The organism is Solibacillus sp. FSL H8-0538 (assembly GCF_038003525.1).
In the GTDB taxonomy this organism is placed as follows: Bacteria; Bacillota; Bacilli; order Bacillales_A; family Planococcaceae; genus JBBOPI01.
The window spans coordinates 41,905-54,183 of sequence record NZ_JBBOPI010000001.1; the positions used below are offsets into that span (position 1 = coordinate 41,905).

General features: G+C 43.4%; 4 protein-coding genes, 4 rRNA genes and 2 pseudogenes. 8 read left to right on the forward strand and 2 right to left on the reverse strand.

The features are described 5' to 3' along the window. Window positions 1–54 precede the first annotated feature (54 nt). Window positions 55–170 (forward strand): 5S ribosomal RNA (gene rrf / locus MHH87_RS00165). A 461-nt stretch (window positions 171–631) separates the two neighbouring features. Here rrf (MHH87_RS00165) and MHH87_RS00170 read toward each other — a convergent pair. Next, window positions 632–1,853, reverse strand: a pseudogene (locus tag MHH87_RS00170) (transposase). Window positions 1,854–2,973: 1,120 nt separating this feature from the next. Between MHH87_RS00170 and MHH87_RS00175 the strand changes: the two are divergent. The 3 genes from MHH87_RS00175 (at window position 2,974) to rrf (MHH87_RS00185) (ending at window position 7,871) form a co-directional block, all read left to right on the forward strand. Beyond that, window positions 2,974–4,526, forward strand: a 16S ribosomal RNA gene (locus tag MHH87_RS00175). Between the two features lie 212 nt (window positions 4,527–4,738). After that, window positions 4,739–7,668: ribosomal RNA gene (locus MHH87_RS00180) — 23S ribosomal RNA — on the forward strand. 87 nt (window positions 7,669–7,755) lie between these two features. After that, window positions 7,756–7,871, forward strand: a 5S ribosomal RNA gene (rrf, locus tag MHH87_RS00185). Together the 16S, 23S and 5S rRNA genes form the textbook arrangement of a ribosomal RNA operon. A 550-nt stretch (window positions 7,872–8,421) precedes the next feature. Here the strand turns inward: rrf (MHH87_RS00185) and MHH87_RS00190 are convergent. Beyond that, window positions 8,422–8,907, reverse strand: a pseudogene (locus MHH87_RS00190) (NAD(P)-binding oxidoreductase); the annotation flags it as partial. 179 nt (window positions 8,908–9,086) lie between these two features. Between MHH87_RS00190 and MHH87_RS00195 the strand changes: the two are divergent. The 4 genes from MHH87_RS00195 (at window position 9,087) to MHH87_RS00210 (ending at window position 12,250) form a co-directional block, all read left to right on the forward strand. After that, window positions 9,087–10,511: an aminotransferase class I/II-fold pyridoxal phosphate-dependent enzyme gene (locus MHH87_RS00195; protein ID WP_340747350.1), complete on the forward strand. Its 1,425-nt coding sequence runs from the start codon at window positions 9,087–9,089 to the stop codon at window positions 10,509–10,511. A 17-nt stretch (window positions 10,512–10,528) separates the two neighbouring features. Continuing rightward, window positions 10,529–11,158: a dTMP kinase gene (tmk, locus tag MHH87_RS00200; protein ID WP_340747351.1), complete on the forward strand. Its 630-nt coding sequence runs from the start codon at window positions 10,529–10,531 to the stop codon at window positions 11,156–11,158. A gap of 69 nt (window positions 11,159–11,227) precedes the next feature. After that, on the forward strand, window positions 11,228–11,557 hold the full coding sequence (locus MHH87_RS00205; RefSeq protein WP_340747352.1) for a cyclic-di-AMP receptor: 330 nt from the start codon (window positions 11,228–11,230) through the stop codon (window positions 11,555–11,557). A 252-nt stretch (window positions 11,558–11,809) separates the two neighbouring features. Continuing rightward, on the forward strand, window positions 11,810–12,250 hold the full coding sequence (locus MHH87_RS00210) for a YaaR family protein (RefSeq protein WP_340747353.1): 441 nt from the start codon (window positions 11,810–11,812) through the stop codon (window positions 12,248–12,250). The last annotated feature ends 29 nt before the right edge of the window (window positions 12,251–12,279 follow it).

Below are 12,279 nucleotides of genomic sequence, written 5' to 3' on the forward strand. Positions count from 1 at the left end.
GTTTATCCAGTTTTGAAAGAACAATCTTTCAATATAAGCACATCTATGTGCAAGTGAAGTGATGATGGCAAAGAGGTCACACCCGTTCCCATACCGAACACGGAAGTTAAGCTCTTTAGCGCCGATGGTAGTTGGGGGCTTCCCCCTGTGAGAGTAGGACGTCGCTTCGCAAATCAAAAAGTCTAAGCATTATGCTTAGGCTTTTTTTGTTGTAGAGTAAATTATATAGGTCCAATACTAAATGTTAAAATATTGATATAATTTGACAAAAAAGAACGTTACACCCAAAGGTCTTATACTTTAGTTGCTGAAACAAAAGGTAAGATGGGGTTACATGTACATGCATTCTATCATCAGTTCCCCAGGAGTTGAAGACACGATAATTTTAAAGACAGAGGTGTGTGGGGGGCGGTATCTGTTCCAGCTTAGTCAAAGGTCAGTTCCTTAGGACATGGCTAAACCCAATTTGGATAGTTGATACTACGCACATTCGTACAAAGCAAGAATGGCTGTATTGAGCGAGTGTGGGGGAATTAAACTGAAGTAAGTTCGTTGTGTGGAAAATAGATCAATTGAAAAGGAAGTGGGTTCTAAAGGCAATAAAAGATGCCCTTATTTCATTGTCTATTCCTTACTCTTTCTCACTAAGTAGCTTCAATATTTGTTTCAGATTCAAAGCGAATATTATTGTAGCACCTTGAATTTCCATGCCAAATAAACCCGCTGATTGGGCCGTATTGTACTCGAGGGAATTTTTCAATTCACTATTTTTTGCTTCAATTTTATACTGATTTCGGGCATGCTCTTTAAATTCCTCTGTCTCTTGGTAAGCAGCTTGTTCTTCGTATCCAGTCGATTTGATGGTGATGGAATACGATTTGCTATTGGCGATTCCTTATAACAGTCCTCCTTCAATGGACCCATTTTATACTTTTTGATGTCAAAATAAAACGTCAGCGATTGCTTCGTATTTTGACCTTTCTTCGCTGTACGCGCTTTTCTCGTCGCCATGTGACCTGTTGGACATACAAACATGCCGAAATCTTTATTAAAATCAAATTCTTTTTGTTTCGTACGTCCTCTGGTTATAAGGATTGGATTTAGTTTTGCGATTAATTGAGGCTGTTCTTGATTTGTATCAACTAAGTTATCTTTTTCTTAATAGGCATTGTCACCAATTACTATCTAAACTTTCATTCCAGTTGCTTTACGTTTCTTGATTAATTCTTGTAAATAATGTCCATCACTTTTTTCAACTGTTGTAATAGTTGCTGCTGTAAAATTCGTTCATCACTCCTCGCAATATGCGTTTTGTAGCCAAAGAAAGACAAATCGATTGCTGTATGACCAACACGTGTCTCTGTATCTGCCGAGTATTAGAGTTGATATTAATAGTCATCCACAATTTCTTTTAATGTATTGAGACGTTCTTTCGCAGCTGGTACTTGTGCTGCTTATGGTTCTTTTTCAAGCATTTTTTCAATTATCAAGTCGAATAAGCCCACATCTTTTTGACGCAGCCGCCAGAATTTTGTGAGAGAGCTTGAATTAATGACGTCATCTTCTAGCGCTAAATCTAAGAAATATTTAAAGGACATATCGTATCTAGAACGCTCTACTAAATCAACGTCTGATGCATCATGAATCGCTTTCAATAATAGGTATTTAAACATATTGATCGGCGGGATCGCATTTCCACCGTTATCCAAATAGTATTTAGTTTTCAGCTCCCCTAGAATAAATGAAACATCCACGAGTTCATTAATTTGGCGCAGCATGTGATCTTTTGGCACGACGATTTCATAAATCGGCATGTATGGACTTAGGTTAAGGGTTTCTTGATTTAAAATTATGGGGCGCACCACCTGTCTTCACTTTATTTTAGTATACAGAAAAAGGGTGTTTCTTAGAGAGGAAAAGAAAGTTATCTTCCTAGTAAGCAGATACTAGTTGATTGGAGTGGAAGGCGGCGACTCCAGGTTTAAAGTAGGATGGACGAATTGCTGGGAATTTTGAAGCTAAACGTTTTAATCTTTTTTTCTGATTACGCCTATTTTTACATATCGGTAAATTTAAATAATACGTAAAAAGGCAGCAACAGTTTGACTTACTTGTAATAGATAATGTTCATTTGAACCGTAAAAAGTCATTCAAGGCAGTTTTGCTAAGGATTTACATGTGCCCGCTGATGTATCCTGCGGGTCCGATACGCCATAAAAGCAAATGGAAAAACGTCGTCGCGTCAACCAATTTACGGATTAAGAAGGTAGGGAAATAAGTTCTCATAATTTTACTAGACACCACAGCTGAAGAAATGGGTAGAATGTAAAAACCACGTTGGATAATGGAATCACTTTTTCTTTGGATTAAGTAAGCTTTAAACTAAACCGAGTTATTTAGTACGACTACAAATGTGGTGTTTAATCTCCTGATTTATAGCTAAGATTTCCTTGGAGGAGCAAATCTATATTTTAATGCTATAAATTTCTTTGTTATGCTCATGTTTAAAATAATAGTATTCATATTCATCAATCCCTCAATTACTTAAATAAACAACTTGTTCACTTTTCATAAAATTAATCGAACTTCCCTTCGGATACTTGTGGAGGACCCTATACGTTATCTTGATGATTAAAATGTACAGGAGGGAGTTCGTTTATATTTGGTATAAAAAGAACAAAAAAGCATTGACGTTTAGTAGAGTCGATGATAAGATATAAAAGTTGCAGTTGAAAAACACAACGAAAAACATTTTTAAAAAAGTTGTTGACACAACATTTAACAACGTGATATACTAAAGAAGTTGTCGCCGATAAGACGATAACGAAATGAACCTTGAAAACTGAACAAGCAAAACGTTAATTAAAACAACGTTTCGACGCACTGACACCTGTTAGTGGAGATCGAAACAAAAACATAGATATCAACTTTTAGTTGATACGCTAGCAAAGCAAATGAGCTTTCAAACTAACTTTTATGGAGAGTTTGATCCTGGCTCAGGACGAACGCTGGCGGCATGCCTAATACATGCAAGTCGAGCGAATGATGAAGAAGCTTGCTTCTTCTGATTTAGCGGCGGACGGGTGAGTAACACGTGGGTAACCTACCCTATAGATTGGGATAACTCAGGGAAACCTGGGCTAATACCGAATAATACATTTCCTTTCATGAGGAGATGTTAAAAGATGGTTTCGGCTATCACTATAGGATGGGCCCGCGGCGCATTAGCTAGTTGGTGAGGTAACGGCTCACCAAGGCAACGATGCGTAGCCGACCTGAGAGGGTGATCGGCCACACTGGGACTGAGACACGGCCCAGACTCCTACGGGAGGCAGCAGTAGGGAATCTTCCACAATGGGCGAAAGCCTGATGGAGCAATGCCGCGTGAGTGAAGAAGGATTTCGGTTCGTAAAACTCTGTTGTAAGGGAAGAACAAGTAGCGTAGTAACTGGCGTTACCTTGACGGTACCTTATTAGAAAGCCACGGCTAACTACGTGCCAGCAGCCGCGGTAATACGTAGGTGGCAAGCGTTGTCCGGAATTATTGGGCGTAAAGCGCGCGCAGGTGGTTCCTTAAGTCTGATGTGAAAGCCCACGGCTCAACCGTGGAGGGTCATTGGAAACTGGGGAACTTGAGTGCAGAAGAGGATAGTGGAATTCCAAGTGTAGCGGTGAAATGCGTAGAGATTTGGAGGAACACCAGTGGCGAAGGCGACTATCTGGTCTGTAACTGACACTGAGGCGCGAAAGCGTGGGGAGCAAACAGGATTAGATACCCTGGTAGTCCACGCCGTAAACGATGAGTGCTAAGTGTTGGGGGGTTTCCGCCCCTCAGTGCTGCAGCTAACGCATTAAGCACTCCGCCTGGGGAGTACGGTCGCAAGACTGAAACTCAAAGGAATTGACGGGGGCCCGCACAAGCGGTGGAGCATGTGGTTTAATTCGAAGCAACGCGAAGAACCTTACCAGGTCTTGACATCCCATTGACCATTATGGAGACATAGTTTTCCCTTCGGGGACAATGGTGACAGGTGGTGCATGGTTGTCGTCAGCTCGTGTCGTGAGATGTTGGGTTAAGTCCCGCAACGAGCGCAACCCTTATTCTTAGTTGCCATCATTTAGTTGGGCACTCTAAGGAGACTGCCGGTGACAAACCGGAGGAAGGTGGGGATGACGTCAAATCATCATGCCCCTTATGACCTGGGCTACACACGTGCTACAATGGACGGTACAAACGGTTGCCAACCCGCGAGGGGGAGCTAATCCGATAAAACCGTTCTCAGTTCGGATTGTAGGCTGCAACTCGCCTACATGAAGCCGGAATCGCTAGTAATCGCGGATCAGCATGCCGCGGTGAATACGTTCCCGGGCCTTGTACACACCGCCCGTCACACCACGAGAGTTTGTAACACCCGAAGTCGGTGAGGTAACCTTTATGGAGCCAGCCGCCGAAGGTGGGATAGATGATTGGGGTGAAGTCGTAACAAGGTAGCCGTATCGGAAGGTGCGGCTGGATCACCTCCTTTCTAAGGATAATTACGGAAGATTTCATCTTGGATGAAATCACAATTAACGTTTTGCTGTTCAGTTTTGAAGGTTCATTCTTAAATGAATGATATACTTCAAAACTTGTTCTTTGAAAACTGGATAAAACGACATTGAAAGCAATGAAATAAATCAAGTAATAAACTGTAAGTTCTTAAGTCTTACCTTCGGGTAAGCAGTAACTAATCTTTATGGTTAAGTTATTAAGGGCGCACGGTGGATGCCTTGGCACTAGGAGTCGATGAAGGACGGCACTAACACCGATATGCCTCGGGGAGCTGTAAGTGAGCTTTGATCCGGGGATTTCCGAATGGGGGAACCCACTATGTTTAATAGCATAGTATCTACGCGTGAATACATAGCGCGATGAGGACAGACGCAGGGAACTGAAACATCTAAGTACCTGCAGGAAGAGAAAGAAAATTCGATTCCCTGAGTAGCGGCGAGCGAAACGGGAATAGCCCAAACCAAAGAGCTTGCTCTTTGGGGTTGTAGGACATTCTATACGGAGTTACAAAAGAATGAGCTAGACGAAGCGACTTGGAAAGGTCTGCCATAGCAGGTAATAGCCCTGTAGTCAAAAGTTCATTCCCTCTTGAATGTATCCTGAGTACGGCGGAACACGTGAAATTCCGTCGGAATCCGGGAGGACCATCTCCCAAGGCTAAATACTACCTAGTGACCGATAGTGAACCAGTACCGTGAGGGAAAGGTGAAAAGCACCCCGGAAGGGGAGTGAAATAGATCCTGAAACCGTGTGCCTACAAGTAGTTAGAGCCCGTTAATGGGTGATAGCGTGCCTTTTGTAGAATGAACCGGCGAGTTACGATTACGTGCGAGGTTAAGTTGATAAGACGGAGCCGCAGCGAAAGCGAGTCTGAATAGGGCGAATTAGTACGTGGTCGTAGACCCGAAACCAGGTGATCTACCCATGTCCAGGGTGAAGGTGAGGTAACACTTACTGGAGGCCCGAACCCACGCACGTTGAAAAGTGCGGGGATGAGGTGTGGGTAGCGGAGAAATTCCAATCGAACCTGGAGATAGCTGGTTCTCTCCGAAATAGCTTTAGGGCTAGCCTCGTGATTGAGAATACTGGAGGTAGAGCACTGTTTGGACTAGGGGGGCATCTCGCTTTACCGAATTCAGACAAACTCCGAATGCCAGATATTTATACACGGGAGTCAGACTGCGAGTGATAAGATCCGTAGTCAAAAGGGAAACAGCCCAGACCACCAGCTAAGGTCCCAAAGTAATCGTTAAGTGGAAAAGGATGTGGCGTTGCTTAGACAACCAGGATGTTGGCTTAGAAGCAGCCATCATTTAAAGAGTGCGTAATAGCTCACTGGTCGAGTGACGCTGCGCCGAAAATGTATCGGGGCTAAACGATTCACCGAAGCTGTGGATGCATACTTTGAGTATGCGTGGTAGGAGAGCGTTCTAAGTGCGCTGAAGTCAGACCGGAAGGACTGGTGGAGCGCTTAGAAGTGAGAATGCCGGTATGAGTAGCGAAAGACGGGTGAGAATCCCGTCCACCGTATGACTAAGGTTTCCTGAGGAAGGCTCGTCCGCTCAGGGTTAGTCGGGACCTAAGCCGAGGCCGATAGGCGTAGGCGATGGACAACAGGTTGATATTCCTGTACCACCTCCTCACCGTTTGAGAAATGGGGGGACGCAGTAGGATAGGGTAAGCGCGCCGTTGGTTGTGCGCGTCCAAGCAGTAAGGTGTGTATGTAGGCAAATCCGCATACTTTAACATTGAGCTGTGATGGCGAGTCCGTATGGACGAAGTTCCTGATTTCACACTGCCAAGAAAAGCCTCTATCGAGGTGAGAGGTGCCCGTACCGCAAACCGACACAGGTAGTCGAGGAGAGAATCCTAAGGTGTGCGAGAGAACTCTCGTTAAGGAACTCGGCAAAATGACCCCGTAACTTCGGGAGAAGGGGTGCTCTTGAGCGTGTTAAAGCGCATGAGAGCCGCAGTGAATAGGCCCAGGCGACTGTTTAGCAAAAACACAGGTCTCTGCAAAACCGTAAGGTGACGTATAGGGGCTGACGCCTGCCCGGTGCTGGAAGGTTAAGAGGAGTGGTTAGCGCAAGCGAAGCTGCGAATTGAAGCCCCAGTAAACGGCGGCCGTAACTATAACGGTCCTAAGGTAGCGAAATTCCTTGTCGGGTAAGTTCCGACCCGCACGAAAGGCGTAACGATCTGGGCACTGTCTCAACGAGAGACTCGGTGAAATTATAGTACCTGTGAAGATGCAGGTTACCCGCGACAGGACGGAAAGACCCCGTGGAGCTTTACTGTAGCCTGATATTGAATTTTGGTACAACTTGTACAGGATAGGTAGGAGCCAGAGATCCCGGAGCGCCAGCTTCGGAGGAGGCGTCGGTGGGATACTACCCTGGTTGTATTGAACTTCTAACCCATGCCCCTTAGCGGGGTAGGAGACAGTGTCAGGCGGACAGTTTGACTGGGGCGGTCGCCTCCTAAAGAGTAACGGAGGCGCCCAAAGGTTCCCTCAGAATGGTTGGAAATCATTCGTAGAGTGTAAAGGCATAAGGGAGCTTGACTGCGAGACCTACAAGTCGAGCAGGGTCGAAAGACGGGCTTAGTGATCCGGTGGTTCCGCATGGAAGGGCCATCGCTCAACGGATAAAAGCTACCCCGGGGATAACAGGCTTATCTCCCCCAAGAGTCCACATCGACGGGGAGGTTTGGCACCTCGATGTCGGCTCATCGCATCCTGGGGCTGTAGTCGGTCCCAAGGGTTGGGCTGTTCGCCCATTAAAGCGGTACGCGAGCTGGGTTCAGAACGTCGTGAGACAGTTCGGTCCCTATCCGTCGTGGGCGTAGGAAATTTGAGAGGAGCTGTCCTTAGTACGAGAGGACCGGGATGGACATACCGCTGGTGTACCAGTTGTCTTGCCAAAGGCATCGCTGGGTAGCTATGTATGGACGGGATAAGTGCTGAAAGCATCTAAGCATGAAGCCCCCCTCAAGATGAGATTTCCCATTACGCAAGTAAGTAAGATCCCTCAAAGACGATGAGGTAGATAGGTTCGAGGTGGAAGTGTGGCGACACATGGAGCTGACGAATACTAATCGATCGAGGACTTAACCACATTATTACCGAATATTTTAACTTTCAATGAACCGTTTATCCAGTTTTGAAAGAACAATCTTTCAATATAAGCACATCTATGTGCAAGTGAAGTGATGATGGCAAAGAGGTCACACCCGTTCCCATACCGAACACGGAAGTTAAGCTCTTTAGCGCCGATGGTAGTTGGGGGCTTCCCCCTGTGAGAGTAGGACGTCGCTTCGCAAATCAAAAAGTCTAAGCATTATGCTTAGGCTTTTTTTGTTCTGGAAAATATAACGCCTCAATCCACAAGTATCGGTTTTATTAAGTTGTAAATGTTACATTTCTAACTTAAGATAGTTTGATTTGATTTAACAGAATAAAGATTAATATCTGGTGAATTAAATTACTTTCTATATCGTAGAGCGCTTTATTATTTCCCAGTAAATAATGAAAGAACATTGAAATAAGTGGTATAAGTAAAGACCCATACATAGCTTATATAGGGTACGCGAATAGACTTAATTAAGGTTATATTATATAACAAAAGATCCAACTGTATTAACACATTGAGGTATTTGCTGTATTAGAAACGTAACATTATTTCTCTTAGGTAGTCAGATGATTTGGTATGTAAGTCAAGTAGATACACAGTAGAAGAAGTAGGTTATTTAACAAGTCGTAAATAGTGATGGTCAACATACATCTTGTAATAAGATGCCTATACGTAACACATCTTAGTGTCAAAAATAAAGTAAGAAAAAGGAGACGGGGGTACCGTTTCCTTTTTCTGTTATTTACTTAATCCAACTGAAGTATTTTCGTATGTCGCATCTGTTAGTGCTTTTAACATAAAATGTGCTACGCTTGCACGAGCGATGGAACGAGAAGTACCAGACACACTATCTAATGATTCGCTATATGAAGTGGATAATGGCTCATCTTTTAAGCCCATTGGACGAGCGGTTGAATACGTAAATTTTTTTGATTTATAATAGTCTAGTGCAGCGCGGTGATCTTTTAATGGGTTTGTGAGTATTTTCATTATAACTTTACCAGCGATGCCTGGAATTTCTCCGTCTACTCCAGCAGAGGCACAGTATACAAAGCGCTTAATACCAGCTGCTTCCATTCCGTCAACAATGTTTTTCCCCATACGTTCTAACTCATCAGATTTTTTCATACCGGCTCTAGAGTTTAAGCGTGAAATAAACGCTTTATGTTCTTTAACAGCTTCCGCTACAGCAGTTGAATCGAAGGCGTCTCCTTGAAGGATTGTAACCTCCTCTGCTGTACGACCATTTTAAACAAAATGTTGTCCTACGCCACCAGTCGCATTGAAAACGATAATTTTTATTTATGAATTCCTTCGTGTAACTAAGATGGTTGTATTATAGCGTGGTTTGAATTGGACCTGATAACGTATAATAGTTATAGAATAGTAAACGGGGTGAGACGATGAAAAATGAACGACCAATCGTTGAAGCATTACAAAAATTTGTGGCAAGTGAACCACAGTCTTTACATGTACCGGGACATAAGCATGGGGTTCTGTCAGCACTACCAAATGAACTAAAAACAGCACTTACATATGATGTGACTGAGCTATCAGGACTTGATGATTTCCATCATCCGGAAGAGGCAATAGCCAGTGCAGAGTTGCTTCTTACTAAAACGTATGGTGCGGACCGAAGTTTCTTTTTAGTGAATGGTTCAACTGTCGGTAATTTGGCAATGATTTATGCGACGTGTCAGCGAGGCGATATCATTATTGTACAGCGAAATGCACATAAATCAGTATTTCACGGGATTGAATTAGTCGGAGCAAAACCAGTATACGTGACACCACAATGGGATTTGCAGAGCGGTACAGCAGGAAGTGTTTCTACGGAAGTACTGAAGGAGGCACTTCAACGTTACCCAAATGCGAAAGCGGTAATACTGACATACCCGACCTATTACGGCATTGTATCTCAGCAGTTAGCGCAACAAATTGCATTGTGCCACGAAAAACATATCCCGGTTTTAGTAGACGAGGCACATGGCGCTCACCTGATCGCAAGTAAGGCATTTCCGGTATCAGCGTTAAATTTAGGAGCAGATGTCGTAGTGCAGTCTGCGCATAAAACATTGCCAGCAATGACGATGGCTTCGTTTTTACATATAAAATCGAGTTTAATTCAACCAGAAAAAATTAATGGTTATTTACGCATGCTACAATCTAGTAGTCCCTCCTATTTATTGCTTGCTTCATTAGATGATGCAAGGCACTATGTATCGACATATCTTGAGAGTGATAGTATGTATTTAATGGACAAGCGCCAGCAATTAGTGGAATCTCTACGTTCGTTGCCTGGGCTAGTGGTTGTTGAAGTAGATGATCCGCTAAAGTTATTACTACGTGCACCAGGTTATACTGGTTTCCAACTTAAGGATGCGTTTGAGAATAATCAGCTGTATGTGGAACTTGCCGATGCAGAACAGGTACTCATCATTTTGCCATTATTAAAACATGGTCAAAGCTATCCATTTGGAGAAATGTGCATTCGTATAAAGGATGCCGTAGCCGAGTTGAAAAAACAAAAAGGTGAGGCAGTTGAGCAAATGGGTAAACAATATGAAATGGCACACATTACAACCTCGGAATACACATTTGCAGAAATCGGATTGATGGACAAGGAATGGATTCCATATATGCGTGCAATTGGCCGAGTTGCCGCCAGCATGCTCATCCCATATCCGCCAGGCATTCCGTTATTTGTACCAGGAGAGAAAATTACGGTTGCTAAACTGAGTCAGCTAGAGGAGCTTTTAGCAATGGGGGCAGCATTCCAAGGAGTGCATCGTCTACAGGAAAAATTGATTTATGTCATAAAGCATTAGTTGGAGGAATATAAATAATGGTAGGAAATTTATTTATTACGTTTGAAGGTCCTGAAGGTGCAGGGAAGACTTCTGTTTTGAAAATTATTCATGAGCGCCTGAAGGAAAATAACATAGATGTACTCATGACGCGTGAGCCAGGTGGGATTGAAATAGCAGAGAAGATTCGCGGTATCATATTGGATCCAGCACACACAAATATGAATGAACGTACAGAAGCACTTCTTTTTGCAGCAGCACGCGCCCAACATTTTTTTGAAAAGGTCGTACCAGCACTTGAAGCCGGGCAACATGTATTATGTGACCGCTTTATCGATTCATCGCTTGCTTATCAAGGATTTGCTCGTGGTCTAGGGGTAGATGAAGTGCTTAGCATTAATCAGTTCGCGATTGGCCAGCGTTTACCAGACTTGACGATTTTATTTGATCTAGCGCCAGAAATTGGGTTAGCCCGAATTCAAGCTGGTCGTGTAGAAGAAATTAACCGTTTAGATGAGGAAGGTTTGGCGTTTCATAAGCAAGTACGGGCCGGCTATAAGGAAGCGGTTCGACGTTATCCAGAGCGTATTCGCATTATCAATGCTGAGCAGCCAATGGACAATGTTGTGGAAGATGTTTGGTCGATTTTAAGTGAGGTATTGGGGTAAAAGTAAATGAAGTGCATATCCTACATGTGGTATAATGGAGGCACCTATTCAATGAAGGGGTGAGTGCGGATGAAGTTAGTAGTAGCAGTTGTTCAAGATCAAGATAGCAATCGTTTGTCGAACGCTTTAACAAGAAATAATTATCGAGCTACAAAATTAGCGAGTACGGGTGGTTTCCTACGTTCAGGAAATACGACATTTTTAATCGGTACTGATGACTCTCTAATTCCGAAGCTATTGGATATTATTCGTGAGAACTGCAGGTCGCGTGAACAAATGGTAGCGCCCGTTTCGCCAATGGGTGGGAATGCAGATTCTTATATTCCATACCCCGTTGAAGTTGAAGTAGGAGGAGCTACAGTATTTGTATTACCAATTGATCAGTTCCACCATTTTTAAAAAGATAAGAAAGTACAGTTTTTGAATTTGTCTAGGCATTCGCGCCACATCCTCAAGGTTGCATCAATTCCTTCCCATGCAAGTCCGTTCTACGCGAAAGCGAAGCCATAGGAGCAAGCATACTTAGTCAGGAACCTCCAGCGCTTGAAGCGGACACGATATCAGTCATATCGACAATGCTATATGGACGCAGTGATAGGGGTGTAAACGGACGCGAACGCGCTTTTCTTATTTTGTGGAGGCGAAAGGTAATTGAAGATAAATCAAGATTTACGTATGGGTATGAATGCGAATCGAAATGATTTACGATCGAATAATCAAGGCGGCAATCGCTTCGGTGAGATGATCGTAAAGCAAGGCTCTAAAATGCAAACTGAACAACTTACAAGATTGCTTGGTGATATTTCAGCAGCCGGTGATCGCGTTGCCAGATCTCGAAACTTACGTGAACTAGCTCGTTTCAAAATGCTCGTGAAGCGTTTCCTACAAGAAGCCGTAGATTACGGAATGGAAATGAAGCAATCACATACTTGGAATCGTTTTGGTGAAGGTAGACGCTTAAAGATTGTTGAAACGATTGATGAGCGGCTAGTCGAGCTTGCAGAAAATCTTCTAAATGAAGAAAAAGAGTCCATCGATTTATTAGATAAAATTGGTGAAATTAAAGGATTATTAATTAATCTTTATATGTAAAACCCGTGTCTTCGTCGTGCATTAGACAC

Coding starts and splice junctions, on each gene's coding strand:
- MHH87_RS00195 (WP_340747350.1), top strand. CDS start 9,087: ATGAAAAATGAACGACCAATCGTTGAAGCATTACAAAAATTTGTGGCA.
- MHH87_RS00205 (WP_340747352.1), top strand. CDS start 11,228: ATGAAGTTAGTAGTAGCAGTTGTTCAAGATCAAGATAGCAATCGTTTG.
- tmk (WP_340747351.1), top strand. CDS start 10,529: ATGGTAGGAAATTTATTTATTACGTTTGAAGGTCCTGAAGGTGCAGGG.